Raw genomic sequence first — 26,953 nt, forward strand, 5'->3', positions numbered from 1 at the left:
AGCGGTCGCCGTCATCCTGAGACTCATGAAGGAACATCCTGGAGTGCGAGCCCTGCCCGCGCCATTTCCCCTGTTCCTGCAGGACTTTCGCTAGCCAGCGGAAGTCGGATCTGAAACCTGGTGCCGATGCCTGGCGCACTGTGTACCTCGATCCATCCATGAGCGTGGCGGACGAGGTTGTAGACGACAGTCAAGCCGACACCCGTGCCGCTGCCGATCGGCTTGGTCGTAAAGAACGGCTCGAAGATCCGGGATTTCGTCTCCTCGTTCATCCCGGCACCGTCATCGCGCAGCGTCAGCGACACGGTCTCCCGACCGTCCGGCGCCACGACGATTTCAAACCCGCCGCCCTCTGGCATAGCGTCCCGGGCGTTGGCCGCAATGTTCAGGATCGCCAGTTCGAACTGGCTGCGATCAAAGCGGATGGGCAGCGGGTAGCCGGGAGTCTGGATGGACATCGAGACATTTGACGGAAACAACTGGCGCAACAACGGATGCAGGTCCGACGTGGCCTCTGCCACATCGAAGATCTCGACGTGGGGAGAGTCGCGTCGACTGAAATTGAGCAGCTTGCGACTGATCGAGTCGGCACGACGTGCAGCCATCTCGACGCCGGCAAGCGCTTGCGCAAGCGCCATCGCGTCCGCGCGAGGTTCGGCGTCGGGCTCGTCCAGCCGGTGACGTTCTCTCGCAAAGCCCAGGATGATGCCGAGCACATTGTTGAAATCATGCGCAATGCCCTGTGCCAGCTGGCCGACGGCTTCCATCTTGTGGGCGTGCAGCAATTGTTCCTGCGCGCGTTCGCGTTCCAACATCTCCAGCTGCAATTGCCGCCGATGCATATCCGATTCCGCCAGCGCCTCGCGCAGCGCGCCGATGCTTCGGTCCAGGATGATCGTGATCAGCGCATAGCTGAACGTGCGGAACAGCAGGCTGCTATACGCGGCGAACACACCGCGATGCACGCTCGGATCGTGCAGGTAATCCGACGTCATGCCTGCCGCGAAGATCAGCAGTATCGAGACATAAATCGCCCATAGCGCACGACGCCCGAGCATTAGGCCGCCCAGGGCCAGCGCCATGACCAGCAGCGAATCGCCTGGTGACACCTTGTATCCGAAGGTCCCGTAAGCAAACAGACCCGAGACAAGTTGTACGGCAAGGAATTGTGTAACGGCCTGTTTGAACTTGCCGATGCGGATCAGGTAGACGCCAAGCCAGGCGGCCACCGTCATGGCCAGGTCGGTTCCCAGGTCGACGGTAATGGAAAGGCTCTTGCCCGATGCCGTCTTCTCGAAAAAGGCGGCTGTCATGTAAGCCCACTCGGACGACAACAAGTAGATCTTCATCAGTGGCGTTCGGCAGCCTTCGAAGGCCAGGAAGATCTGCATGAAGACGGCGTTGCGCCGATCGACAGGGTCACTGATCGGAATACGGTCTAACCAGGCTTTAAGGCGGTGCCACATCGCTTTTCTCGATGAGTGGTCAGTACTGAGGCGAATGTGCATGTCCGCATGCCAGGTCTTCGGCGGCTTGCCGATGTTGCGCGATGAGATTTGGTAAGTCGAGCGAAGAAGTCGTGCGTGACGGGGAACAGTGTCTTCCCTACTTTCCGTAGGGAGCCCTCTTGTGCCAGCCCCCGGCGTTGGCACAGTGCGGGTTTGGGGAAAACGGCAGTGAAAGTCGCAGGGGGCCTGCATCTGTGGTCCGCCAGTCACCATCGTGCGGCCCATGGATGGAGTGGGACGAAGCGATTTCATCGTTGAATGATGTCAGTGCGATGAAACCGTGCCGAGCTGGGCTTGTGTGAGACGCCGGTGCGCGATGTTGCCCAGAAACGGGTGGGCACACATCAATTTGTGGACGCACGTCCATCTTTGGGAGGAAAGAACATGCCTATGATTCGATACGGCGGCTTGCTCGCCGCAGGATTCTTATTGCTTGGCGCCATACCGCTTGGCGCCACGGCGGCCACCGCGCCTGCCACTGCGGTGCCGGCGCTCGCGCCGGACACTGCACGCATTACCGATGCGGTGGATAACAAGCGCCTGGTCACGGTGCAAGGCAGCCGTGCACTCAGGGCCGCCATTGCCAATGATGCGGGTGCGCTGTCCAGCGCCGTGCCTATCCACAACATGACGCTGCTACTCAAGCGCAGTCCGGAAAAGCAAGGCCGATTCGACGCCTATGTCAATGAGCTGAACAATCCGAGCTCGCCGCATTATCACCAGTGGCTGACGGCCACGCAGGTCGGCTCGATGTTTGGCCCGGCGCAATCGGACATTACCAAGGTGACGCAGTGGCTGACCTCGCAGGGCCTGAAGGTCGACAAGGTCCTGCCCACGGGCATGATGATCCGCTTCTCGGGCACGGCGTCGGCAGTCGGCAACGCCTTCCATACCCAGATGCATAGCTACCAGCTCAACGGCGAGTCGCATTTCGCGAATACGAGCGAGCAACAAATTCCTGAGGCGCTGTCGCCGGTGGTGATGGGTGTTGCGTCGCTGGACAACTTTTTTCCAAAACCGCAGTACCACAATGTCGGTGTGGTCCGTAAAGATAAGCACTCGGGCAAGTGGCAGCAGGTGGCCTTGAGCCCGGACTACACCGTCCCGCCGGGCGATCTGAACAAGCAGACCATCTACGACGTCGCGCCGGCAGATTTCAACAAGATCTACAACGTGGAGCCGCTTTGGGGCCAGGCCACGCCGATTCGTGGCGCGGGCCAGACGGTGGCGGTGCTCGAGCGTACCGACGTGCTGCCAGCTGACATCGCGACTTTCCGCAGCGCCTTCCTGCCGGCTGACGCCAAGGGCACGGTCAGTTATCTCAATCCGGTCGCGTTTGCCGGCGACACCAGCTGCGCAGACCCGGGCCGCAATGGGGACGAGGGCGAGGCGGCGCTGGATGCGGAATGGATCGGAGCCGCGGCACCGGATGCGCACGTGGTGTTCGCTTCCTGCGATGACAGCAACAGCCCCACGTTCGGCCCGTTCACGGCGGCGCTCAACATGCTCAACAATCAGGACGCGCCTCCACCGCCGGTATTCAGCCTCAGCTACGGTGAATGCGAAGTCCTCAGCATCACCAATGTCGTCAACACGGTGGGGCTGATCTGGCAGCAGGCTGCAGCCGAAGGCGTCACGGTCTATGTGTCTTCCGGCGATGCAGGCTCGGCTGGCTGCGACCAGAACCAACGCGCCGCATCATTCGGCATCAACGTCAATGCGATGTCATCCACGCCGTTCAACGTGTCGGTAGGTGGCACGGACTTCGACGACTTCGGCAAGACGGCCCATTACTGGACCTCGACCAACCTGGCTGGCGGGCTTTCCGCGCTGGGCTATATCCCGGAGCAGACCTGGAACGACTCCTGCGCCAGCAGCAAGCTCGATGCGGTACTCAATCTCAAGAACGGCGTGACGGCGTGCAACGCCGCCACAGGCCAAAACTACATGAACACCGCGGGCGGCAGCGGGGGCCCCAGCGTCTTGTGGAGCCAGCCGATCTGGCAGACGGGCGTCTACGGCGCGCCATCCAGCGCTACGCGCATGCAACCGGATATCGCCCTGTTCGCGGCCAACGGCCTGTATGGCCATGCGCTGATCTTCTGCATGTCCGACCCGAATGTTGGGGGCACCTCGTGTGACTACAGCAATCCGGACAACGTGTTGTTCAACAGCGCTGGTGGCACGTCCTTCGCAGCGCCGGCCATGGCTGGCATCCAGGCCTTGATCAACCAGGCCTCGGGTCAGAGCCATGGCAACATCGCACCGGCACTGTATGAGCTGGGCGCGAGGGAATACGGCACGAACGCATCACCGAACAAGGCCAAGCTGAGTGCGTGCAATTCGTCCAACGGCACGTCGCTCACCAACCATTGCGTATTCAACGACATCACCCAGGGCGACATCGACGAGCCCTGCTACGTCGGCACGAGCGACTGCTTTAGCGGTGCGGCACGCAACAGCTTTGGTGTGCTCAGCCACGGCGGCGATGTCGCGCTGGCACCGGCCTGGAAGACCGGCGCCGGCTACGATTACGCGACCGGCCTGGGCAGCGTCAATGTGGCAAACCTGGTCAATGCGATGGTGGCCTACGACCAGCCTCGCAAGCGCGGTTACGCCTCTCCGGGCGACTTCCTGAGTCCGTATCTGCCGGGGCAGGATGGCTACAGCGACATCGCGCTGGTCGATCCGGTGGCGGGTATCTTCACCGACATCGCGATGAAGGGCAGTATCGCGCTACAAACCAAGTCGCAGTCGGTCGCCAAGGGTTACACGATCGGCGCGATCGGCGCCTTCTATCCTCACATCGACGATCCGTCGGGCACCGGGCCGAACTTCTTCGTGCCCGGATTCGATCTGGCCAGCCTGGCCTGGACCGGCCCCGACGATCAACTCAAGGTCTGGCTGTCCAGTGGTTCGGGCGGGCAAGGCAGCTACCTGGCCCATGCTGTAGGCAACCCTTACGATCCGAACTGGACCCTGGTGGGTGCGGGCGACTTCGATGGCGTCGGCAAGGACGAACTGCTGTGGATGAACAACAGCACGGGCCAGATCGAGTGGTGGCAGCTCGATCTCGGACTGGTCTTCGTCCGCGGTGCTCGCAGCTACCACTTCGGCGTGGAAACCCCGACCCCGATGGCTTCCATGCCGGGCTATGTGCCCACCGTGGCTGACGTCAACGGCGACGGCTACGCCGATATCGTCTGGACCAATCCTTCCAACAACAATGTCTACGTATGGATCAACAACCAGGCGGGTGACTTCGTCAGGCAGCGCGTCGCCGATCACCAAGCTGGCTTCGTCCTGTATGGCGCCGGTGACCTCAATGGTGACGGCAAGACCGACTTGATCTGGACCAATCCGGCACACAACAAGATGGGTTGGTGGATCATGAATGGCTTCACCGTGGTCGACCAGCAGACTCGCGACGTGCCCAAGGGTTATGCGATGTCCAGCATCGCCGACTACGACGGCGACGGCCTGGCCGACATCCTGTGGGTAGGCAGCACGGGTGACGTCTACCAGTGGCAGAGCACCGGCAACGGTTTCCAGTCGCTCCGCGTGGTGGACTCCACCGGTGCGCCGCTGGTCATCCCGACCGGTGCCAAGGTGCAGGCCGTGCGACTGCAGGGCACCGCAGCCTCGGGTGGCGTGACGCTGCCGGCCTCGCCGTAAGTCTGGCCAGTGGCGGCGGAGCCTTGCTTCGCGGCCGGAACCAAGAGGGTCGGGCACATGCCCGACCCTTTTCGTTCCAAGCTTGGTCGAGCGATGCCAAGGCTGCCAGGCCATGGGCCTTAACGCGGAGAAGGCGACTGCCGCGCTTTGCTGGATGTCCGGTGCCGTGGCTGTGCGCTAAGCTGGGCAGTGCGCTGTCCGGTTGCCGCAATTTTGGGCAAGCTCCAGTCAACATTGCACCATTAATGTGCAAATCGGTCTTGGCCGTTGCTGGCCTGACCCTTTAAGTCACTGTCGTGCCAGGTTTTTATGGCGTGGCACACGCCTTGCTAATAAGGGTCATTGTTCTCTCCTTTCAACCCTCGAGGTTTGCCATGTCCGCCCAGAAAGTTCTCGATCTGATCCAGGAACACGAAGTCGAATTCGTCGACTTCCGCTTTGCCGACATGCTCGGCAAGCATCACCACGTCACGTTCCCGGCGCATTCCATCGACGAAGGCACCTTCGAGGACGGCAAGATGTTCGACGGCTCGTCGATCACCGGCTGGAAGGGCATCAACGAGTCCGACATGATCCTGCTGCCGGATCCGGACACCGCTTACATCGACCCGTTCAGCTCGCACACCCAGATGGTGCTGCATTGCGATGTGCTCGAGCCGTCGACCATGCAGGCCTACGGCCGCGACCCGCGCTCCATCGCCAAGCGCGGCGAGGCTTTCCTGAAGTCCACCGGCATTGCCGACACGGCCTTCTTCGGCCCAGAGCCGGAGTTCTTCATTTTCGATTCCGTGCGGTGGCAGAACGACATGGGCCGCGTGTTCTACGAAATCGGCTCCGAAGAAGCTGCGTGGAGCTCGCGCTACAAGTACGAGGACAACAACACCGGTCATCGCCCGGGTGTGAAGGGCGGCTACTTCCCGGTCAGCCCGGTCGATTCGCTGGGTGACCTTCGCGCCGACATGTGCAAGGTGCTGGAGTCGCTCGGCCAAGTCGTCGAAGTGCATCACCACGAAGTGGCCAATGCCGGCCAGTGTGAGATCGGCGTGCGCTTCAACACCCTGGTGCAGAAGGCCGACGAACTGATGACGATGAAGTACGTCATCAAGAACGTCGCCCACCAGAACGGCAAGACCGTCACCTTCATGCCCAAGCCCATCGTTGGCGACAACGGCAGCGGCATGCACGTGCACCAGTCGCTGGCGAAGGACGGCAATAACCTGTTCGCGGGTGATCTGTACGGCGGCCTGTCGCAGACGGCGCTGTGGTACATCGGCGGCATCTTCAAGCACGCCAGGGCCATCAATGCATTCGCCAACTCCACCACCAACAGCTACAAGCGCCTGGTGCCGGGTTACGAAGCGCCGGTGATGCTGGCCTACTCGGCCCGCAACCGCTCGGCCAGCTGCCGCATCCCGTACGTGTCCAGCCCGAAGGGCCGTCGTATCGAAGTGCGCTTCCCTGATCCGATGAACTCGGGCTACCTGGTGTTCACCGCGCTGATGATGGCCGGCCTCGACGGCATCATCAACAAGATCGACCCGGGTGCACCGGCCGACAAGGATCTGTACGACCTGCCGCCGGAAGAAGAGAAGAACATCCCGCAGGTGTGCTCCAGCCTCGACCAGGCGCTGGAAGCGCTCGACAAGGACCGCGACTTCCTCAAGGCCGGTGGCGTGTTCACCGACGACTTCATCGACGCCTACATCGGCGTGAAGATGCAGGAAGTGACCCGCTACCGCGCCAGCACGCATCCGCTGGAGTTCCAGATGTACTACGCGCTCTGATCGCGTAGCTCTGAGGCTGGGAAAAACAACGGGCGCCTAGGCGCCCGTTGTGCTTTTCAAAGCTGCGCGAAGTGCCGTGCGTCGCCCTGGATCGTTCTTGCTTGGCAGGGATTTCAGGCGGACAGCGACCGAATAGCAGGCAGTGCACCGGCTCCCTCGACCAAGTCGGAGGCGTACCTTCAGCATCTGGAACAGGTTGCGATAGGGGAACGTCATGCGCCAGCCCGCCAGATCCAGCGCCGTTCTCGGTGTGTTATTCATTTTGCTCGCGCTTGTCACGAGCCCACCCGCGCTCGCAGAGCAGGTGGCGTCGCCGATCATGTTGGCGAACGTCTATCACGCTGGCATCGCGCTTGACGATTATTGGGTCAGCGAAAAATACGATGGCGTGCGCGGCTATTGGGACGGCGAAAAACTCCTCACGCGCAGTGGCGCCTCCATCCATTCACCCGCCTGGTTCACGGCTGGCTGGCCAAAGACGCCGCTGGATGGCGAGCTTTGGGTAGGGCGTGGGGAATTCGAGGTGGCGTCGGCGATCATTCGCCAACAGCCCGCCGACGATGCCGCATGGCGTCGCGTTCGTTACATGGTGTTCGATCTGCCGGCACATCACGGCCCATTTACCGAACGCATCGCGGTGCTGAAGCGAACGGTAGATAGGCTCAACGTATCCTGGGTGCAGTACGTCCCGCAATACAAAGTTGCCAACGACGCCGCACTTAAAGCGAGGCTGGATCAGGTGGCGCAACTAGGTGGCGAAGGTCTGATGCTGCACCGTGGCGCCTCCCTCTATCGCGCAGGGCGCAACGATGATCTGTTGAAGTTCAAACCCTATGACGACGCGGAGGCCCGCGTGATCGCGCATCTCCCCGGCAAGGGAAAATACAGCGGCATGCTGGGTGCATTGCTGGTCGAAACGCCGGACGGAATGCGTTTCCGATTGGGCTCGGGCTTCACCGACGAACAGCGCGGCAACCCACCGCCCGTCGGCAGTCAGGTGACCTATCGATACCGCGGCACGACCTCAAGCGGCAAGCCTCGCTTCGCCACCTTCATGAGGATTCGTGAAGACAGGTGAACGCGGTCCACGAGGTGAAGGGCAACGGGCGTCGTAGTGTGACGTTCGAGGCCACGAAGAAAACACCTTCGTCCAGCACGGTCACTGGCCACCGGGCAGCCCGATCAGCAAGTTCATCCGTGATGGTTTTGCCGTTCGCGCAGCAGGATCCACAGGACCACGGCCGCCATGATATCCAGCACACCCAAGCTCGCAAACAAAGGGTGATAGCCGAGCTGGTCCGCCAACGCGCCGACCACGAGCGAGAACGCGAGTCCCCCTATCCATGCCGCCGAACCCGCCATGCCGGTCGCGGTGGCTACGACGCGGCTATCGAAAATGTCGGCTGAGAGTGTCATCAGTGCGCCCGATAACATCTGGTGAGCAAAGCCGCCCACGCAAAAAAGCACGATGGCCAAGGTCGCGCTATCAGCGAGTCCAATAGCAGCGGGACCCATCATCAGCGATGCGCCGAGCGTCATGACCAGCTTGCGCGAGGTCAGTAACGAAGCGCCGAAGCGACGCATCAGCCACGGCGCCAGGTAGCCGCCGAAGAGCGAACCGGCGTCCGCCGCCAGGAAGGGAAGCCATGCAAACGCCGCCACCTGCTGCAGGTCCATGTGGCGGGCTTCGTACAAGTAGAGCGGAATGAAGAAATTGAACGTTTGCCAGGCGGGCTCTGCCAGGAAGCGTGGAATGGCAATGCTCCAGAACTCGCGTGACGCCAACACGGTGTGCCACGCATCTGCCTTGCCCACGGGTGGGCTCATCGACCGGCCGTCAAGAATGTACGCGCGCTCAGCGGCGCCCAGCTTCGGGTCATGCTCAGGTTGACGATAGCCCGCATACCACAGGGCCGCCCATAAGAATCCCAAACCGCCCGTGACGACGAACGCGACCTGCCATCCCCAGTGCAAGATGCAAAAGATCACCAGGGGCGGCGCGATCATGCCGCCGAGCGACGAGCCGATATTGAACCAACCGGTGGCCACCGTACGTTCCTTGGGAGGGAACCACTCGGAGACGACCTTCAATCCGCTCGGTATGGCGGCGGATTCGGTCATGCCCAACAGCCCGCGAAAGAAGGCGAGGCTCAGCCAGCCGTTTGCGAACGCGTGAGCGCAATTGGAAAGAGACCAACCTACGGCAAATAAGGCAAAGCCCAGGCGCAGGCCAACTTGGTCCAGCAACCAGCCGGCGATGGGTTGCATGACCGTATACGCCCCTTGGAACGTCGCCACCACCCAGCTGTACTCGCGCGTCGACATGTCGAACGCCGCCTTGAGGGTAGGGGCGGCCACCGACAGGGAGGAGCGCGCGAGGTAATTGAGAACGGTGCCGAGGGCGACCAGGGAAATAATCCACCAGCGCCGGCCGTGGGTGAACATCAGATGGACCTCGCGCCGAAAGGACGAGCAAACAACACTTGAAGGGTGAACGCCGCCGCCGGACTCAGTTGGGCGTTACGGCGATGGCCGACACGATGGCCGACCCGCCCTCGGGCACGAAATCGAGAACGAGCTTGCCGTCCTTGACCTCCACGGGGAAGTGGCGCTCAACCGCCTTGAATGCACCGCCGGCGGCAGTCGACGGATTGAAGTGATCGAGCACGGTTGTAGCGCCGGTCTTCACCGAGAAGGTGCGCGACGCTGCTGCCGTGGCATCAGGCTCGGCAAAGAACAAGGTCACCTGCCAGCGCCCGTTGGGCAAGGGGATGCGGTACTGGAACGCTCCCTCACGATAGGCCGCATAAAGCGCCGGCTCTTTAGCGTCTTTGATCTGTCTTGGCGACACGTCGGGCCGCGACTCGTTGGAGCCATGCGGGAACGGGTTCAAGGTCTTGCCTTCGCCGCCGGCAAAAAAATTGTCCGAACCGAAGCGCTGACCATCAGCGGTCATCAGCCCACTCAAGCTGCCCGACTTGATATGCATGCCATGGGCGGCGTCAGGTGCGTTCCAGGTGATGGTGTCGCTAAGCGCGTGGCCATGAATCAGGGCGCTCACACGCACCTCATTCTTGCCAGGCCTCAAGGCAATGTTTGACCAGACACAGATGCGCTCGGGACAAGCTGCCTCGCCCAGTGCCACGCCATTTACGGCCAGGGTAGCCTTATCGGCATTGCTGTAGACCCGAACGTCGGTCACCGGGTAAGCGCGATCGACGTAACGGCGACTGGTGATATGGAGCACCGGCTCCGTCGACCACTGCGCCTTGTAGAAATAGAAGACGTCCTTTCTCACCTTGCGATCGAAACTGACCATGCCTTTATCGTTGAGATAAATGGCGTCTCCTTCCTCGCGCAGATCGGAAGGAAAATCGAACATGTTCCAGATCCACACGCCGGCCAGGTAATGGCGCGCTTCAAGTGCCTTCCATGACTGCTCATGCACCCAGCTCTGATATTCCTCCGGATGCGGCCGACCGAAGACATTGATCGGGCCCCCCAGCGGATTGTCCGTGTGCTGGCTAAGGCCGCCGCCTGCGCCATACTCACTCACGCCGACGGGCATCGCCGGATAGCGCGCATGCATCTTGTCCAGAAACGCGCCAAGGTCTTCGGGTTTGCCGTAGTACCAACCAAAGTAACGGTTGTAGCCAATCACATCGGTGACATTGCTGAGGATCTGTTGGCCTGGAATCGCATCCTCGCAGCAGTCTGCGTAGGCGGTCGGGCGGGACGGATCTTCCTGCTTGGCTCGATCGTTGAGCGCCTTGAGCATCACCAGCGATTGCGCCGGTGTTTTTATGCCCAATTGCACCGGCCGGATATCGGTCTCGTTGCCGACCGACCAGGTCACGATGGACGGATGGTTGTAGTTCTGCCGGATCAGTTCAACCAGCTGGGACTTGCCGTTATCGATGAGCGCCTTCGTCGGCGCCTCGTTGCTGAGCGAGGACTGATGCACAAACGGTACTTCGGCCCACATGACCATGCCCGTTCTGTCGGCCGCGTCATACCACTCCTGGGCGTGCTGGTAGTGTGCGCCACGAATGGTATTCACGCCCATTTCGGCCATGATCGCCATGTCTTCGGCGTGATCCTGAGGCGACAGCGCCCAACCTTTGCCGAGTCGGTCCTGATGTCGCGACGCGCCACGTAGGGGAAGCGGCTGGCCGTTCAAGCTGAAGCCGTTGTTGGCATCGAAATGAAACGTGCGTACGCCGAGCGGTTGCTTCACTCGATCGATGAGGCGATCACGCTCGCGTAGTTCCACCGTCACGGCATAGAGATAGGGGTCTTCGCGACCACGCCAACGTCTTGGCTTCGGCAGTGTGAGCACCCGACGCACATCCGTAGCGGAAGCACCGGTCAGCTTGACGGCGACGCTGTCGCTGGCGACAGCGTGGTTGGCGGCGTCGCGCACGGTGGTCACCAAGGTCAAGGCGCGTTCCGACCCGGCGAGGTTGCGCAGTTTGGTAAGCACCATCACCTTTGCTTCGGTGTCGGTAACTTCCGGCGTGCTGAGATACACACCCGGGCTGCCGTAGTCGAGCAAATCGATCTGGGCGCTATCCGTATCGATAAGCGCGGCTTGGCGATAGATACCACCATTGACGAAGAAGTCGCCGCCGAGCGGAATGATGTTTTCGGTCGACGCGCCGATGGCCGGCTTGCTGTTGTCGGCCTTCACGACGATGACGTTGGTTGCCCCTGGCTTGAGCTGGTCCGTGACATCAAAACGGAAACGCGAGAAGGCGCCTTCATGTCGTCCGACATGGACACCGTTTACCCAGACCTCGGCGATATTGCCGACCGCATCGAACTGCAGGAATAGATGTCGCCCGGCAACATTCGCGGGCACATCCAGGTGCAAGCGATACCAGCCAATGCCATGGCTGTTATTCATCGCCGGTGATGGCGTCAGCCCGTATTCCCCGACGCGATTCCAGGTGTGGGGAATCGTGACGGTCTCCCAGCTGCGATCGTCGTAGCCAGCATCCGTGACCCCTGCCGGGTCGCCTCCAAAACGGAAACGCCAGCCGGCGGCAAGTTCGTGGACAGAACGCCCGGCATCGCCCTTGGTTGGGGTGGCGCTTTCAGCGCGCGATGCTAACGCTCCGGCAAAAACCAGGAATCCCATGAGCGATGCGGAGACAAGGACGTGCCGAAAACTCTGCCACAGCATTGCCGGTATTCCTGTTGTCGACATATTGGTTTGACCAATACTCCGGCAAGGATGTGGTCATGTCATGACGCGGAGCAACACACCGCCCCGCTCACCCCGCTGCCCATCGACGTGCCCGACCGGTGCTTCCGGCCAGCCGAATTCACCAGTTCCACATCGTCCCGTCTTCCAGTCGAGCAACCGGGAGATACGCTGGGTTATAGGGGTATTTCGCGGCCTCGGCCTCATCGATATCCACGCCATGTCCGACCGCGTCGCCGGGATACAGATAGCCTTGATCGAAGTGATAGGCGTGGGGGAACACGGCGTCTGTCTCGGCGGAATGACGCATGTATTCCTGGATGCCGAAGTTCGGCACCCAGCTGTCGAAGTGCAATGCCGCGCCCATGGTGACCGGCGACAGGTCGGTCGCGCCGTGACTGCCGGTGCGTATCTGATACAACGCCGCCAGATCGGCGATGCGCCGAAGGTGGGTGATGCCGCCCGCGCGCACGACGGTGGTGCGGATATAGTCGATCAGCTGATTCTGAATCAGGTCCTTGGCATCCCAGATCGTATTGAAGATCTCGCCCACGGCCAGCGGCGTGGTGGTGTGCTCGCGAATCAGACGGAAGGCCTCTTGGTTCTCGGCAGGCGTTGCGTCTTCCAGCCAAAACAGCGCATAAGGTTCGAGCGCCTTGCCGAGCCTTGCCGCTTCGATAGGCGTGAGCCGGTGATGTGCGTCGTGAAGCAACTCGATATCGAAACCGAACTTTTCGCGCAGCTTCTCAAACAGGGTCGGCACGAATCTGAGGTATTTACACGTGTTCCACATCGTTTCCTGAGGCAGTCCGATGCCGGCGGGTTCGTAGAACAGCTTGCCACGCCCCACGCCGTATACATCCTTCATGCCCGGCACGCCCGACTGCGCGCGGATGGCTTTGTAACCGAGGTCGATGTAGCGAGCGACTTCGTCCAACGTTTCCGCGAGGTCGGAGCCATTGGCATGACCATAGACCAGGACGCGATCGCGGCTTTGGCCGCCGAGCAAGTCGTACAGTGGCATACCGGCCATCTTGGCCTTGATGTCCCACAGCGCGGTATCTACCGCCGCAATGGCTGACATGGTTACCGGACCGCGCCGCCAGTAGGCGCCGCGATAAAGGTATTGCCAAATATCCTCGATGCGGCGCGGATCCTTGCCGATCAGGCAGGGGATGACGTGCTCTTCAAGATAGGCAACGACTGCCTTCTCGCGACCGTTGAGGGTAGCATCGCCAATGCCATGGACCCCCTGATCTGTCTCGATTTTCAACGTCACGAAATTGCGACCTGGGCAGCTGACGATCACTCGGGCGCGTTCAATCTTCATGGAGGGTATGGCTCTTCCATTTCGGTGGAGGGGGACTATACTGAATTTATCTTATTCTGCCTTTCCAATTTAGACAATATTGGTCTTACTACTTTTGTGACGCGATATGACCACGACTAAGAAAGGCCGCAAGCCCGCCACCAGTGAAGCCCCGGCGACCCCGGCCAACGGTCGCCTCTATCAGCGCGTCGCTCACCAGTTGTTCCAGGACTTGGCCAAGGGCAAATATGGCGTTGGCGATCGGTTGCCCGCTGAGCGCGAATTGGCCATCGAGCATGACGTCAGCCGCCCGGCGGTACGCGAGGCGATGATTGCGCTCGAGGTGCAGGGGTTGATCGACGTGCGGGTAGGTTCCGGCGCTTATGTACGACGGCTGCCAGGCATCAATGACCGACCCGGCTTCAATGTGACGGCGTTTGAGCTGACCGAGGCGCGACTGTTGTTCGAGGGCGAAAGCGCGGCCTTGGCGGCGACCAATATCACCGACGCCGAACTGGACGAACTCGAGGCACTCGTGCGGGAGATCTCGGACGAGAATCGGCGCCGCAGCGTCAGCGAGAATGCCGATCGCGATTTCCACATGTCGATTGCACGGGCAACGCGCAACCTCGCCATCATCAACGCCATTGAAGAGCTGTGGCGCCTGCGCTCGACGTCGCCCGAGTGCGCGTTGCTGCACGCCAAAGCGCGCGCAGCCAATGTGCGACCGGTAGTCGAAGAGCACAGCGCCATCGTCGAAGCGCTGCGCACTCGCGACCCGGCCAAGGCGCGCGCTGCCATGCGGGCTCACCTGGCCGCGGTCATCGATCACCTGCTGTTTGCAACCGAGGAGCAGGCGTTGGCCAAGGCACGCGAGGCGGTGGCTTCAACGCGCCGCCGTTTCGGCAGTATCGCTTCGATCTGACCCCCATGGCGCATCCATGGGTGCGCCATCCGAATCGGGTCTCGCCCCGATGACCTGATCCAGCGATTCACCCATCCGGCTCCGCCGCACAAGTTGCGGCCAATCGCCATGGACGGGTCGCGAAAGATCCCTCAGCCCCTGGTTGGCCACATTGAGCTGGCATAGCGCTCGCGCTCAGACCTGCCTGGCCATCCTGACGGCGTTGGGCGGCTCGCTGACCTTTGGCGAACCGAGGGAACGCATGGAGTCGTCTCGGCGATTTTCGGTCCACGCGGACTATTGGCGACCTCATGGACGTGTTCCGAGGCGGATGGCGCCGGGCTCACCTCGCTTTTAACCCGAATTGATCTTTGGCCACCGAATTGTTGCTACGCATCATCTTTGCCGTGGCATCAGCATGCCGGAATGAGCGTTTCCCCGCTAAAGGGGCCATTGGCGGCGATTTGCGTATGGGTCAATCGCTTGCCGCAATGCACAAGCTGCATCGCAACACCGCGCGGATGTTGAAAAAAGAACACGTTGGGCAACCGAATTGATTGACGCCTCTATATAGCATTGGCAGTATTTGGTCTTACCAATATGGCTAATGGGGAGAGGCCAATCTATGAACAGGAAAATTTTGAGCCAGTGGGTTCAAGCTGTACTCGCTGGGTGCCTGCTCGTAAACCTGCCGGCCATGGCTGCTGACACTGACGCTTCTGCGCAAGCGCAACCGAACGCCGCCACCGGCCAAACGCCACCATCGGCCCCGGCTCCGACCAAGGAGTTGGCGGCCGTCACGGTGACAGCGGAAAAGCGAGTCGAGAACCTTCAGAAGGTGCCGGTTGCGGTGACGGTGGTGAATACCGATCAGATCGCCGCGTTTGGCGTTCGCGACTTCAATGACTTGAATCGCGTGGCACCGTCCCTTGTCATAAAGCCAGCGGAGAACCCGGTAAACGCCTCGCTTTCGGTCCGCGGCGTCGGGACCTTCGCCTTCTCCATCGGTGTCGAACCCAGCGTGGCGGTTGTCGTGGACGACGTGCCGATCGGCTTCCAGCCGCGTGCATTCACTGACCTTACCGACATCGCGCAAATCGAAGTGCTTCGCGGACCTCAGAGCACGCTATACGGCAAGTCCGCTTCGGCGGGCCTCATCAACATCACCACCTTGCCACCCTCCGACAAATTGACGGCGCAGGTCAGCGCGTTGGCCACCGGTGACGGCGAAACTAGTGGCACGGCGGTGTTTTCCGGGCCAATCACCGATCACCTCGGTTTCCGCAGCAGCTTCAACTACGACGACTTCGGCGGCAATGTCACCAATCTGTACAACGGCAACGATGTCAACGGACGCCGTGTATCCGCCACGCGCAACAAACTCGTGTGGGACCCCACGGATGCCCTCAATGTCACCTTTGGCTTCGACTACATCGACGGCCATACCACGACCGGTCGCCCCTTCATCGCACTCGGTCCCACTGCCAATTTACGCGGAAAATTCGCGCCGTCGGTGTTTGCGCCGGGTGTCGATGTCGGGCCGGACAATACCAATGTGGTGAACAACTACACGACGGGTACTGACTACACCGATACGGCTGGCTCGGTGAAAGTCTCTTATGACTTGGGCGGCCCAACGCTAATGTCCATTACTTCGCTGGACAGCTACAAAATGTTCGACCGACTCGATCAGGACGAGTCGGCCCTTCCGCAACTTGATAACCGTCAGTTCGGTACTTTCGCATCGCATCAGACGACGCAGGAATTCCGCCTGCTTTCGCCCGGTCAGGATCGTTTCCGCTATACCTTGGGTCTGTTCTACGCGGACGTGGATTACAGCCGAAACTTCGGCCGCGGCCCGTACTTCTCGCTGGCCTCGTGGTACGCGACCTCTACTTCGAAACAGTATGCGGGCTTTGGACAGCTCGAATACGACGTGCTTCCCGAAACCACCCTGATCCTGGGCGGCCGACAGAGCTACGAGAAGATCGGCTACACCTTCAGCGATTTCTTGGCCAAGGCATCATTTGCCGGAAGCAACAGCGATACGTTCGGCACGTACAAGATTGGTGTCCAACAGCAGGTCAGCGACGACATCATGCTGTATTTCACCAATGCGACCGGACACAAAGGCGAGACCTACGATCTCTCGACGGGATTCAATGCGCTGCGAGCCGCCGGTGGTCCCGTCAAGCCGGAGACGTCGACCGACTACGAGTTGGGCGCTCGTATGCAGTTCCTCGATCGGCACCTGACCCTCAACACGACGTTGTTCAATACCAATTACAAGGATTTTCAGGCCCAAGGTATCGAGACGCTCGCTGACGGCACCACCAACTACCGCCTCGCCAACGTCGGCAAGCTGCGTACGCGCGGCATCGAATTGGAGAGCGCCTACCATGTGAACCAAGACCTGACCTTCGGTGGGTCGGTGACCTATCTCGACGCCAAGATCACCAGCTTTCCCTACGCACAGTGCTATCCCAACCAGACCCTGGCCGAAGGCTGTGTTGGCACGTCGGTGAAGAGCCAGAATCTCGCGGGGGCGCGGCCGCCCTTGGCGCCAAAGTGGAAGTTGACGGCGAACGTCGATTACACCCATCCCCTTGGATCGACGGGTCTGCTCGGTGTCGTGACGGGTGCGTATACCTTCCAGAGCGCGGTGAACTATTCGCTCAGCCAGGATCCGTTGACGGTGCAGGGGGCGTATGGCATCGCGAATTTCCAGATTGGTGTGCGTGAAGAAACAGGTCGCTGGGAAGTCATGGGCTTCGTCAACAACGCATTCAACAAGCACTACTACTCCAACTTGACCAACTCGACGAGCAACTACAGTAGCCAGTTGGCCGTGCAGTCGTATTTGCCGCGGGACTTCGAACGCTACTTCGGAGTGCGTGCGACCTACAATTTCCAATGATTAGCCGGCGTCGCTAAGGCGCGGTGGAGCAGTAGACCCATTAGGAGAAGTATCGTGTGTCCGGGACTTTTGCCCGGCGCACGATGCCCGGCCATGATCGAACCAGTGAGGTGCCGTGCTCGCATCATCGACGATCACAAGGAATGGCGCGGACGTCGTGTGTTTCGGCGAGTTGTTGATGCGCCTTTCGCCTCCGGGGAACGAACTTCTGCTCCAGTCTCCGGGGCTCAAGGTCCATTTTGGCGGCGCAGAGGCCAACGTCGCGGCGTCACTCGCCATCCTGGGGCACCGCAGCGTCATGGTCAGCACGCTACCCGACCATGCGATTGGCCGGGCATGTGCCGGTGAGCTACAGCGCCACGGTGTCGGCACGGCCATCCGCTTTGTGGACGGGCGCATGGGCTTGTACTTCCTCACGCCGGGTGCGATGCAACGTCCCGCCGAGGTGCTCTACGACCGCGCTGGGTCGGCTTTTGCCTCCGCTTCCCGCGACTCTTACGATTGGCCAAGCCTTCTGTCAGGAGCGCAATGGCTGCACCTTTCCGGCATCAACCTCGCCCTTGGGCCGAACACGGCACAGGCCGCGCTCGATGCCGCTCGCGCCGCGCGTGTCGCAGGTGTTTCGATATCGTTTGACTGCAACTATCACGGCAAGCTGTGGGGAGCACGCGCCAACGAAGCTCCGGCCCTGTTGCACGAAATGGTCACCGAGTGCAATCTGGTTTTCGGGGACGACCGCGATATCGCCCTTATCCTGGGCAATGATTTCGCTTACGACAAGGTAGCCGATCGCTTTAGCGCCGCCGCCGCGGCGGCGTTCAAGGCCTGGCCGCATCTGCGGCGCCTGGCAACGACCGAACGCCACTATCACAGCGTCGATCGCCAGGACGTTCGCGCGATGTGCGCGTCCAACGATGCCATCGTCACAACGCGGTCATTCGCACTGAACGGCATCGTCGACCGCATGGGTGCTGGTGACGCGTTCGCCGCCGGATTTCTTCATGGGCTGCTTGGCCGTACTGAAGATGCAGCGACATTGGATTTCGCCATCGCGGCGTTCTGTCTCAAGCACTCCGTGGCCGGTGACGTGAATCTGCTGCGCGAGTCCGAGATACGGTCGTTCCTGACGGAGCAGGGTTTCGAGGTGAGGCGTTAGGCGAGGCTGTCTTAAGAGCACGATGAGCCGCGCCTGTTGAGTACAGATCGCGAGATCTTCCATGGCAGCCTCGACATCCACGAGGGCCGATCTTGGAGCGACTCGACGCTCGAGAGCACCGTCCCTGCGAAGCACGACGACGCTAATCTTAAAAGCGAAGTCGCCCACTCTGGTGAATCAGGCTTCGACCATAGGGCTGTTCTCGCTATCGGCAATCACACGATTACGGCCGGCGTGTTTGGCGCGATATAGCGCGGCATCCGCGTCCATGCAGAGCCGCTGCAAGCCGTGGCCGGACGCATCGGTGGAGGCCAGGCCAAAGCTCGCAGAAAACGATACGACCGTACCGTCTCTATCCACTTCGGTCGCTCCAATGGCTATCCGGATGCGATCGGCGATGGCCATGCCCTGATCGCGTAGCTCTAGGCTGGAAAAGCAACGGGCGCCTAGGCGCCCGTTGCTTTTTATTGAAGGTGCGAGGAAGAATGCGGCCTCACCCGTGCCATGGCCATGGGTATCGCAGGCCTATATTAGGGGCCAGGGAATCGTCTGGGAGCTTTGAGGGCTATACATCGGCCTGTGCCCGAACTCTTCGTATAGCCGGGAGCTGTCAGCATTCGCCACGGCAGCGGTCAATGCCTGAGATGCCTTTGCCTGCTCGAGGATGCGCGTCAGTTCGGCCGCCGAGGCGTGACGCAGCGAGGCGTCCCGACCGATGGCTTCCAGCAATTCAATCGTGTCCGACATGTGTCTGTCCTTTTCGGTGATTGTCATCGTGTTGCCGAGCAACTCGCGCCCAGTCATCCAAACAAGTCGACTGAGCGCAACGGCCGTTGGAAGATAGCACCTACAACTCAGAGCGGCGCCCCCAAGGCGTGACCATGGGTATCGTTGACCTACAAGGGCCAGGGAACGTTCTGGGTAACTTGGGGTGAGTACATGAGTTTTTGTCCAAACTCCTCGGATAGACGGGAGCTGTCAGCATTCGCCACGGCAGCGGTCAGAGCCTGAGATGCTTTTGCCTGCTCGAGGATGCGGATCAGCTCGGCCGCCGATGCGTGACGCAGCGAGGCGTCCCGACCGATGGCTTCCAACAATTCAATCGTGTCCGACATGTGTCTGTCCTTTTCCCTGTGATGGTCATGCAACAACGTAATGGATCCAGCGCGCCGATGTCATGCAGTCACCAATTTGATCAAGCTTGATAGCGACCGTCATTAGTGCCTACTGACATTTCAGAGTTGCCATCGGGGCCTATTTTTCCGAGGTAGCGATTGCAGGAATGTTTGTTGCCTGCACGGCGTCTCTCCTCTCACGAGGTGACGCTTGCCTTGTGTTGCTCGTCCAGTGCTTCAAGTCGTTCTAGAACCGCGCGGTTTGGCTTCAAGGTTTTGGCAGGGGGCAATACCACAGTTTCCTCGACAGGCAAGTCGACATGCGGCAGGTCGCGCAAGGCGATGCGGCGGATGCGCGGTTGCTCGATCGGCAGCGTCGCTCCGCGGTAGAGGATGATTTCGTGGTCGAGCGGATAGTCCTGGCTCAACAGGTCCACCAACACCTGCCGGTACGCAGCCCCAGTCTCGAAGCGCGCTAGCGACCGATCGCCGACCAGGCCGACCTGCCATAGCACCAGATAGCCGGCGGGGTCGATGCGACGTTCAAAGAACAGCAGCTGACTGGCCTCGAAGTGCTGGCACCCGAAGGTGCCGGGATCGATGCCCAGGTCGGCATAGAGGCAATCCTCGGCGGAAATGCCTGGCTCCATATGCGCCTGGAAACCTTCCGCTCTGGCGACCTCGATGGCTTTGTGCGGCGACAAGGCAAAGATGCCGGGATGCCCGTAGAAGACGCCGCAAACGCGTTTGCCGGCACGCACCTCGGCCATCATCAGGTCGACCCACTGCTGATAAGTTTGCCTTCTCGATTTGCCTTCCTGGTAGTAGGGCTGAAGGCTGCGCACATCCGGGTGCATGCGTTGCAGCCAAATCTCCACGACGTTGTCGGAAAGCCCAGCGAATATCACATCCGCCTGCTCGATATAGCTACGGGCCAGCGGCGTAAGGTGCGATCCTAGGGTCATGCCCAGTCCGACACAGGATAGGCTGCCGCGGTTTTCGTCGTTCGGTGGTAGTAGCGAGGATGTTTTCATCGCCTGATAGTAGCGTAGCGCAATCGAAATGGGAGCATGCCGAGGAGACGAACGACAGAGCCATTTAGCAGTCCAGGCGCCTGAGGCGCCAAGCACGCAAGGGGGGTGTCCGTGAGGCCTTTAAAGCCGCACGGTGGCGGCCTGGGTTTTGCCCTGACGCGCGAGATGGCGAGCCGGCACGGTGGCGAACTGCGCTATGTCAGCCGGCCCGGTGAATCGCCATTTCGCCGGTGACCTATGTCACTGTATAAGAGCTAATGGCTCAGACGGACTGCTGCTCTCGGTATCGGCAATGACGCGATTGCGGCCGGCGTGTTTGGCGCGATATAGCGCGGCATCCGCGTCCATGCAGAGCCGCTGCAAGCCGTGGCCGGACGCATCGGTGGAGGCCAGGCCAAAGCTCGCAGAAAACGATACGACCGTACCGTCTCTATCCACTTCGGTCGCTCCAATGGCTATCCGGATGCGATCGGCGATGGCCATGCCCTGGTCGCGAGAGCAGTCGAGCAGCAGGATGCCGAACTCCTCGCCGCCCAGGCGTCCGAACAGGTCGATGGGACGCAATTGCTGTTGGCAGATGGCGACGGTGCGCCTCAGCACAGCATCTCCCATGGCGTGGCCATAGGTATCGTTAACCTGCTTGAAGTGGTCCAGGTCGAGCGAAATCAGGCAGGCCTGACCGAGTTTTTTCTCCAGCAGGCGCAGGGCAAGATCAGCCTCGCTGATGAAATGCTGGTGGTTGAAGATACCGGTGAGACCGTCGTGAAAGGACAGCTTTTTAAAGCGGAGCTGTGAGCGTTTGAGCCGGAACAGCCAGAAGACAATGGATACCAACACCGACAGCAGCAGGACGATATAGAGCCGGCTGGTTTCGACCGCCCTGGTGTCCAGTGCCTGCTGCAATCGCAGGATATCGTTCTGCTTGCTCAAGCCTTCCGTCGTGAGTTTCTGGACGTGCATGTGCTGTTGTGCCACCTCGTAGGCCAGCGTCCTGGCGCTGATGTCACTGAGATAACCTTTGTCCTGAACGGCATAGTGTTCGTAGTACGAGAGTGCGGCGGGGCTATTGCCCTTACTTTTCTCGATCCGGTAGAGCACCTCATAGGCATCTCTGAGCGACTCGCTGATGTCGTCCTGGCCAAACATCGCCACGGCAGCGAGGGCCGCTTTCCTTGCATCGTCGTCATGGCCGAGTTTTGCAAAGGCTCGGGCCCGCTGCACCTCTGCAGACAGCGCGTGGGGGTAGTAGTGGTTGACGCGAATGCTGGGGCCAATACGGTCAAGCAGGGCTAGGTCCTTGGCTGGCCGGTCTTCTTCGAGATAGACATCGCCGAGGATCAGCCACACGGTGTTTGAGATGACCGGTTGCCGATCGGCTACGCAGGTGTCGATAGCTCGTTGCAGTTCAGGGCTTGATGATGTGAGCTGCTTGCTGTTGTAGAGCGCCGCAACCTGTAGAGAGAGCGGGCGACACTGGGTTTCTCCAGGAGGAATGGCGCTCGTCATCATCTGCGCATACTTGATGGCCAGATCGGTCTGACCGGCTAAATCCAGCATCTGCGACAGATTCATCAGGACGGTGAAGCGGGCTAGCGGGTCCTTTGTCTGAGGCAAGTCGGCTGCCAGACGATTGGCCAGTACGAAGGCCTCTTCGTAACGTCGATTGACGCCCAGATTGGTCAAGAGGAGTGCCGACGCCTTGGCTGCCAGATTTACGTCACCGGAATGATCTGCGATATCGTGAAGCTGGGACTCCGATTTGCTGTAGTTCCCTTGAAACATGGTCTCCCATGCGTCGAGGTAACGCAGATGCCATTGCGCGCCCGGGCTTAGCTGGGGTGCTTCGCGATGAATCTGCTCCAGCATCTGCACGAACCGTGGATGATCTTTGGTGCGTAGACTCTCGATCTGGTCGAGGACTGATGCTGGATCCGTAACGGGTGTGGTGGCATGGCCTATTGGCACGAGCGCGCACCAAATCAGGCCCACCAAGTTGGGCCATGACTTGAGGCGGCCCGGCAGCCGGGACACGTTGACTTCGTCTATGTCTTCAGCGGCAACTGCGACTAGCCGAGGTCGGTCGACGGGGGAGGCTGAGGCGCATCCTCATCTTCCTGCTCCGGCTCCTCATCTTCATGCCCCGGAGACTGGGAAATCTGCGGCGTAAGCATCAGCTTTTGTCCGAACTCTTCGGCTAGCCGTGTACTGTCACCGGATGCCACCGCGGCGGTGAGCGCCTCGGATGCTTGCGCCTGTTCGAGCATGTCGGCGAGGTCGTCGGTCGATGCATGTCGCAGCGATGCGTCTTGGCCGATCGCCACCAGCAAATCAATCGTGTCTGTCATGTTTTTCCCCTGTTTCTTGAAATCGTCATACAGCTGCTTGACGGATCTGGCGTGCCGATACTGCGTGGTCAGCCGCACTTATTCATAGCACAAGCTGCTATCGGATAAGGCCTTCGCCCGAAGCTGGTATCTGCGGCAAGGCCATCCCCCGATGGCGTTCCTCGGTTCACGCCAGGGCGGTGGCCTTTTCCAGCTTGTCCAGGGCCTCCAATCGCTCTTGAACGGCTAGGTTCGGCCGTAAGGCTTCAGCTGGGGGCAGCACCACGGTTTCCTCGGTAGGCAGCTCGACGTGGGGCAGATCGCGCAAGGCGATGCGCCGGATCCGAGGCTTCTGGATCGGCAGCGTCGCCCCGCGGTAGATAATGATCTCGTGGTCGAGTGGATAGTCCTGGCTCAGTACATCGACCAGGACTTGCCGGTAGGCCGGCCCCGTCTGAAAGCGTCCCAGCGAGCGATCGCCGACCAGTCCAACCTGCCAAAGCACTAGATAGCCGGTGGGATCGATACGCCGCTCGTAGAAAAGCAGCTGACTGGCCTCGAAGTGCTGACAGCCGACGCGGCCGGGATCGATCCCCAGATCGGCGTAGAGGCAGTCTTCGGCGGAGATGCCCGGTTCCATATGTGCGGCGAACCCCTCCCCTCGGGCCGTCTCGATGGCCTTGTGCGGGGACCAGGCGAAGATACCGGGATGCCCGTAGAACACCCCGCAAACATGTTTGCCTGCGCGTACCTCGGCCATCATCAGCTCGACCCACTGTCGATAGGTCTTCATGCGCGACTTGCCTTCCTGGTAGTAGGCCTGAAGACTGCGCACATCCGGGTGCATGCGTTGCAGCCACACCTCCACGACGTTATCGGAAAGGCCCGCGAACACCACGTCCGCCTGCTCGATATGGCTGCGTGCCAGCGGCGTCAAATGGGAGCCCAGGGTCATGCCCATGCCGACGCAGGCAAGGCTACCGCGGCGCTCGTTGTTCGCTGGAAGTGGCGTAGGTGTGCTCATCGCCTGATAGTAGGGCAACTCGCGGGGGCGGCGCTGCTCGAGGTGACGAACGACACAGCCAAGAGCAGTCCAGCGTGCTAAACGCGCCAAGGCCGCCATCTTGTACCTAAGGTCGTTGAAGCGGTATGCGATCGGCGACACCGGCAAGCGCTTCAGTCGAGTGCTCTGAACCCCAAAGTCTGTGCTGCTCTAAATGCCATAGTCTGTGCCGTTAGATGGATCGCGGCACAGACTTTGCGCTGCAAGCGCAGGCAAAGTTTGGGTTAAGTCCTATAAATCAACGTGATATGGCAGCCTCGTCGCGCCAGAATGGGCAAGGAGCGGGTCATAGTCCGTACTTTCCTGCTTAATTTCTGGCGGAAACGAAGAACTTACTGACCTTTCACTGAGCGCCCGAGTCGCCACACGTCAGCCCATGCAACCACCGACCGGTTGAAGCCAGGTCAAGCCAGGTGGCGGGCTCCGTCAGACCCAACATGAGGCAGAGGGGTGTGCCGGCAGGCGAATAACCCGGATAAAAACCGCCCGGAAGATGCCACTCTGCCCTGGTACGAAGGACGAACTTATTGGACACATGCCGCCCGTAAACGCCCATAAAGGTCGGGCAGTGGAAGGCCAGAGAACGCCGCCGGGCGTCTGGTCGTGCGAGTCGCGCATCACTGGGGTTGGTGAACGAATAAGTACGTGTTCGTCATGATCACTAAGCGAAGCGTGCCCGTAAGGCAGCGCTCGAAGCATTCTTCCATGTCCACAACGTACGCTTTGCCACGGTCATTGCCGAACGCGTGCAGGCGATCCAGACGGCCATGCCGCTGACGTGCGCCGTAACTACTCGTTCAAGCCAGCCTGCTTCGCCGCCGCTTAACTCCAATGATGATTTCCCGTCGCTGGCCGTTAGCGGACCTTGCGGTTGAGGCCGCCGTCAGAAGCGAACCCTAGGGAAGACCTACCGCCCATTCAATTAGGGCTCGCTGCCACGCCAGCAGGTTCGAGAATTTCCCTGGTTTACGAGCCAAATCAGCAAACGGAAATTCCCGCAGCACTAGACCAATGACATCACTGGCCCGCTTCTGGACCTATGACTCCATGTAGAAGACATACTCGTCGGCCTTAATCATTTGTTGTCGCCAGAGTTCGGCCATGGGCATCGGCCGCAAGATCTGCCGGTGAAGAACTGGTCCAAAGAGCCCACATGAGGCGCATCTCCGCTCTCTGGAAGACATCGTCTGTACGTTGACGCGACAACGACGAGCACTAGTTCACCTTGCGCCAAACCTCAATCCTATGCCCCTCCCTCACGAGTTTAAGCGGACAGGCATGGTTACGCCGACTCCACCGGTGAAATATCCGGGCTAAAGCACCCCAGATTCATCCACTCGATTCCTTCAATAGCCCGAAGTCACGTTCCTTCACAGATACGAAAAAGGAGAGTTGCTTCATGAATATGACTTCGCCGCAACGCTGGACCGCCCGCACCACACGTTTCCTGACGTCTGTCCTAGCGCTCGCCGTGAGCCTGGTCGCGTCGGTTGCCGCACAGGCGCCGCAGCCCGCGACAGTGCTGTTCGACAACGTGCGCATCTTCGACGGCAAGAGTGCGTCGCTGACGGGGCCGTCAAACGTGCTGGTACGCGGCAACCGGATCGAGCGGATTTCGACCACACCCATCTCTCCCGACGCGGCCAAGGGCGCCACCGTCATCGACGGCGGCGGCCGTACCCTGATGCCGGGGCTTATCGATGCGCACTGGCACGCAACCTTGGTGCGGCCTACGCCCGCGCAGGCGCTGACCGCCGATATCGGTTACACCATGCTCATCGCCGGTGCCGAGGCCACCGACACACTTATGCGCGGCTTCACCACCGTACGCGACTTAGGCGGCCCCTCCTTCGCCTTGAAGCGCGCCATTGACGAAGGCGTAGTGGTGGGCCCGCGTATCTTTCCGTCGGGGGCCATACTCACGGTCACCGGCGGTCACGGCGACTTCCGTCAATTGTTCGAAGTGCCGCGGATTGAAGGCATGCCGCTGGCGCGCATGGAGCAACTTGGCGCGGCCAAAGTCACCGATTCGCCCGACGAGGTAACGCGGCGTGCCCGCGAGCAAATGATGCTGGGCGCGTCACAGATCAAGCTGACGGCCAGCGGCGGCGTTTCGTCGCCACACAGCCCGATCGACGTTATTACGTTCACCACAGCCGAGCTGAGCGCCGCTGTGAAAGTGGCCAACGACCGAGGCACCTACGTCGCCGCACACGCGTACACGCCGGCGGCGATGCAGCGCGCCATTCTCGCTGGCGTCCAATGCATCGAGCACGGGCAGTTGATGGACGAGGCGACCGCGAAGCTCATGGCCGAAAAGGGCACCTGGCTCAGCATCCAGCCGTTTCCTGACGGGATGGAACAAATCTTCCCGCCCGGCTCCGACGAGCGCGAGAAGGCGCTCGAGGTGATGAACGGCACGGATCGCGCGTACGAGCTCGCGAAGAAATATCACCTCAAGACAGCGTTTGGCTCCGACGTCCTATTCTCGCCTGAACTGGCCAAGCGCCAAGGTTCGCTGCTGGCGAGTCTCACCAAGTGGTACACGCCGGCCGAGGCGCTGGGTATGGCCACGGGCGCCAACGGCGAGCTGCTTGCACTATCGGGTGAGCGTAGCCCCTACCGGGGCAAGCTTGGCGTGGTCGAGGAAGGTGCGCTCGCCGATCTGCTATTGGTCGACGGCGATCCGATCGCCAACATCAAGCTTGTCGCCGACCCGGCGAAGAACTTCGTTGTGATCATGAAGGACGGCAAGATCTACAAGAACACGGTGGGGCAACACCCGTAGCACATCACGCGCCCCCGCGGCCAAAGGAAAACGGCTAACAAAGTCCATCAACCATCGCATACATCACAGACTCTACCGACGCTCAACGCCCTCGCGCTGCCGGCTGACCAGCCCAGTGCATCCGCAAACAAAAAGAGGCCTTGCATCGCTGCAAGGTCTTCAGTGGGTTC

20 protein-coding genes are annotated in these 26,953 nt (G+C 60.7%); 9 read left to right on the plus strand and 11 right to left on the minus strand.

Annotated features, from left to right (window positions below):
* Positions 1 to 23: 23 nt before the first annotated feature.
* Positions 24 to 1,733: a sensor histidine kinase gene (locus ACT01B_RS00295; protein WP_445145415.1), complete on the minus strand. Its 1,710-nt coding sequence runs from the start codon at positions 1,731 to 1,733 to the stop codon at positions 24 to 26.
* Positions 1,734 to 1,892: 159 nt separating this feature from the next.
* Here ACT01B_RS00295 and ACT01B_RS00300 point away from each other — a divergent pair, with 159 nt between their 5' ends.
* From ACT01B_RS00300 to ACT01B_RS00310, 3 genes are all read left to right on the plus strand, one after another.
* Positions 1,893 to 5,183, plus strand: a complete 3,291-nt coding sequence (locus ACT01B_RS00300; protein ID WP_445145416.1) for a protease pro-enzyme activation domain-containing protein — start codon at positions 1,893 to 1,895, stop codon at positions 5,181 to 5,183.
* Between the two features lie 374 nt (positions 5,184 to 5,557).
* Positions 5,558 to 6,967, plus strand: a complete 1,410-nt coding sequence (glnA, locus tag ACT01B_RS00305; RefSeq protein WP_445145417.1) for a type I glutamate--ammonia ligase — start codon at positions 5,558 to 5,560, stop codon at positions 6,965 to 6,967.
* 214 nt (positions 6,968 to 7,181) lie between these two features.
* On the plus strand, positions 7,182 to 8,045 hold the full coding sequence (locus ACT01B_RS00310; protein ID WP_445145418.1) for a DNA ligase: 864 nt from the start codon (positions 7,182 to 7,184) through the stop codon (positions 8,043 to 8,045).
* A 113-nt stretch (positions 8,046 to 8,158) separates the two neighbouring features.
* On the opposite strand, the gene ACT01B_RS00315 is transcribed toward ACT01B_RS00310, so the two are convergent.
* The 3 genes from ACT01B_RS00315 to manD form a co-directional block, all read right to left on the minus strand.
* Entirely contained in the window at positions 8,159 to 9,412 is a 1,254-nt protein-coding gene (locus tag ACT01B_RS00315) for an MFS transporter (RefSeq protein ID WP_445145419.1), read from the minus strand.
* 64 nt (positions 9,413 to 9,476) lie between these two features.
* Entirely contained in the window at positions 9,477 to 12,107 is a 2,631-nt protein-coding gene (locus tag ACT01B_RS00320) for a glycoside hydrolase family 2 TIM barrel-domain containing protein (RefSeq protein ID WP_445145420.1), read from the minus strand.
* Positions 12,108 to 12,294: 187 nt separating this feature from the next.
* Positions 12,295 to 13,503, minus strand: a complete 1,209-nt coding sequence (manD, locus tag ACT01B_RS00325) for a D-mannonate dehydratase ManD (RefSeq protein WP_445145421.1) — start codon at positions 13,501 to 13,503, stop codon at positions 12,295 to 12,297.
* Between the two features lie 106 nt (positions 13,504 to 13,609).
* Here manD and ACT01B_RS00330 point away from each other — a divergent pair, with 106 nt between their 5' ends.
* From ACT01B_RS00330 to ACT01B_RS00345, 4 genes are all read left to right on the plus strand, one after another.
* Positions 13,610 to 14,407 (plus strand): FadR/GntR family transcriptional regulator, encoded by a 798-nt coding sequence (locus ACT01B_RS00330; RefSeq protein ID WP_445145422.1) that lies wholly within the window; start codon positions 13,610 to 13,612, stop codon positions 14,405 to 14,407.
* Between the two features lie 350 nt (positions 14,408 to 14,757).
* Positions 14,758 to 14,943, plus strand: coding sequence for a hypothetical protein (locus ACT01B_RS00335; RefSeq protein ID WP_445145423.1), 186 nt, complete (start codon positions 14,758 to 14,760; stop codon positions 14,941 to 14,943).
* Positions 14,944 to 15,011: 68 nt separating this feature from the next.
* Positions 15,012 to 17,303: a TonB-dependent receptor gene (locus ACT01B_RS00340; RefSeq protein ID WP_445145424.1), complete on the plus strand. Its 2,292-nt coding sequence runs from the start codon at positions 15,012 to 15,014 to the stop codon at positions 17,301 to 17,303.
* A gap of 178 nt (positions 17,304 to 17,481) precedes the next feature.
* Complete coding sequence (locus tag ACT01B_RS00345; RefSeq protein ID WP_445145425.1) at positions 17,482 to 18,459, plus strand: sugar kinase; 978 nt, start codon at positions 17,482 to 17,484, stop codon at positions 18,457 to 18,459.
* A gap of 177 nt (positions 18,460 to 18,636) precedes the next feature.
* Here ACT01B_RS00345 and ACT01B_RS00350 read toward each other — a convergent pair whose 3' ends face one another.
* The 4 genes from ACT01B_RS00350 to ACT01B_RS00365 all read right to left on the minus strand — a co-directional run bounded on the left by ACT01B_RS00350 (position 18,637) and on the right by ACT01B_RS00365 (position 20,539).
* Positions 18,637 to 18,864 (minus strand): GGDEF domain-containing protein, encoded by a 228-nt coding sequence (locus ACT01B_RS00350; RefSeq protein WP_445145426.1) that lies wholly within the window; start codon positions 18,862 to 18,864, stop codon positions 18,637 to 18,639.
* Positions 18,865 to 18,984: 120 nt separating this feature from the next.
* Positions 18,985 to 19,206 carry a hypothetical protein gene (locus ACT01B_RS00355; RefSeq protein ID WP_445145427.1) on the minus strand — a complete coding sequence of 74 codons (222 nt, stop codon included), beginning with the start codon at positions 19,204 to 19,206 and terminating at the stop codon, positions 18,985 to 18,987.
* A gap of 149 nt (positions 19,207 to 19,355) precedes the next feature.
* On the minus strand, positions 19,356 to 19,574 hold the full coding sequence (locus ACT01B_RS00360; protein WP_445145428.1) for a hypothetical protein: 219 nt from the start codon (positions 19,572 to 19,574) through the stop codon (positions 19,356 to 19,358).
* A 197-nt stretch (positions 19,575 to 19,771) separates the two neighbouring features.
* Positions 19,772 to 20,539 (minus strand): SAM-dependent methyltransferase, encoded by a 768-nt coding sequence (locus tag ACT01B_RS00365; RefSeq protein WP_445145429.1) that lies wholly within the window; start codon positions 20,537 to 20,539, stop codon positions 19,772 to 19,774.
* Positions 20,540 to 20,719: 180 nt separating this feature from the next.
* On the opposite strand from ACT01B_RS00365, the gene ACT01B_RS00370 reads away from it, so the two are divergent.
* Entirely contained in the window at positions 20,720 to 20,842 is a 123-nt protein-coding gene (locus tag ACT01B_RS00370) for a hypothetical protein (protein ID WP_445145430.1), read from the plus strand.
* A 6-nt stretch (positions 20,843 to 20,848) separates the two neighbouring features.
* Here ACT01B_RS00370 and ACT01B_RS00375 read toward each other — a convergent pair whose 3' ends face one another.
* The 3 genes from ACT01B_RS00375 to ACT01B_RS00385 all read right to left on the minus strand — a co-directional run bounded on the left by ACT01B_RS00375 (position 20,849) and on the right by ACT01B_RS00385 (position 23,887).
* Positions 20,849 to 22,639: a GGDEF domain-containing protein gene (locus ACT01B_RS00375; RefSeq protein ID WP_445145431.1), complete on the minus strand. Its 1,791-nt coding sequence runs from the start codon at positions 22,637 to 22,639 to the stop codon at positions 20,849 to 20,851.
* Between the two features lie 35 nt (positions 22,640 to 22,674).
* On the minus strand, positions 22,675 to 23,031 hold the full coding sequence (locus ACT01B_RS00380; RefSeq protein WP_445145432.1) for a hypothetical protein: 357 nt from the start codon (positions 23,029 to 23,031) through the stop codon (positions 22,675 to 22,677).
* A gap of 88 nt (positions 23,032 to 23,119) precedes the next feature.
* On the minus strand, positions 23,120 to 23,887 hold the full coding sequence (locus ACT01B_RS00385; protein ID WP_445147550.1) for an SAM-dependent methyltransferase: 768 nt from the start codon (positions 23,885 to 23,887) through the stop codon (positions 23,120 to 23,122).
* 1,507 nt (positions 23,888 to 25,394) lie between these two features.
* On the opposite strand from ACT01B_RS00385, the gene ACT01B_RS00390 reads away from it, so the two are divergent.
* Positions 25,395 to 26,783 carry an amidohydrolase family protein gene (locus tag ACT01B_RS00390; protein ID WP_445145433.1) on the plus strand — a complete coding sequence of 463 codons (1,389 nt, stop codon included), beginning with the start codon at positions 25,395 to 25,397 and terminating at the stop codon, positions 26,781 to 26,783.
* Positions 26,784 to 26,953 lie beyond the last annotated feature (170 nt).

The organism is Dyella sp. Tek66A03, assembly GCF_052567735.1.

Bases quoted from the DNA above. Each gene is read 5' to 3' on its own strand.
- ACT01B_RS00295 (WP_445145415.1), bottom strand. From the start codon at position 1,733: ATGGGCCGCACGATGGTGACTGGCGGACCACAGATGCAGGCCCCCTGC.
- ACT01B_RS00300 (WP_445145416.1), top strand. From the start codon at position 1,893: ATGCCTATGATTCGATACGGCGGCTTGCTCGCCGCAGGATTCTTATTG.
- glnA (WP_445145417.1), top strand. From the start codon at position 5,558: ATGTCCGCCCAGAAAGTTCTCGATCTGATCCAGGAACACGAAGTCGAA.
- ACT01B_RS00310 (WP_445145418.1), top strand. From the start codon at position 7,182: ATGCGCCAGCCCGCCAGATCCAGCGCCGTTCTCGGTGTGTTATTCATT.
- ACT01B_RS00315 (WP_445145419.1), bottom strand. From the start codon at position 9,412: ATGTTCACCCACGGCCGGCGCTGGTGGATTATTTCCCTGGTCGCCCTC.
- ACT01B_RS00320 (WP_445145420.1), bottom strand. From the start codon at position 12,107: ATGGGATTCCTGGTTTTTGCCGGAGCGTTAGCATCGCGCGCTGAAAGC.
- manD (WP_445145421.1), bottom strand. From the start codon at position 13,503: ATGAAGATTGAACGCGCCCGAGTGATCGTCAGCTGCCCAGGTCGCAAT.
- ACT01B_RS00330 (WP_445145422.1), top strand. From the start codon at position 13,610: ATGACCACGACTAAGAAAGGCCGCAAGCCCGCCACCAGTGAAGCCCCG.
- ACT01B_RS00340 (WP_445145424.1), top strand. From the start codon at position 15,012: ATGAACAGGAAAATTTTGAGCCAGTGGGTTCAAGCTGTACTCGCTGGG.
- ACT01B_RS00345 (WP_445145425.1), top strand. From the start codon at position 17,482: ATGCGCCTTTCGCCTCCGGGGAACGAACTTCTGCTCCAGTCTCCGGGG.
- ACT01B_RS00350 (WP_445145426.1), bottom strand. From the start codon at position 18,864: ATGGCCATCGCCGATCGCATCCGGATAGCCATTGGAGCGACCGAAGTG.
- ACT01B_RS00355 (WP_445145427.1), bottom strand. From the start codon at position 19,206: ATGTCGGACACGATTGAATTGCTGGAAGCCATCGGTCGGGACGCCTCG.
- ACT01B_RS00360 (WP_445145428.1), bottom strand. From the start codon at position 19,574: ATGTCGGACACGATTGAATTGTTGGAAGCCATCGGTCGGGACGCCTCG.
- ACT01B_RS00365 (WP_445145429.1), bottom strand. From the start codon at position 20,539: ATGACCCTAGGATCGCACCTTACGCCGCTGGCCCGTAGCTATATCGAG.
- ACT01B_RS00385 (WP_445147550.1), bottom strand. From the start codon at position 23,887: ATGACCCTGGGCTCCCATTTGACGCCGCTGGCACGCAGCCATATCGAG.
- ACT01B_RS00390 (WP_445145433.1), top strand. From the start codon at position 25,395: ATGAATATGACTTCGCCGCAACGCTGGACCGCCCGCACCACACGTTTC.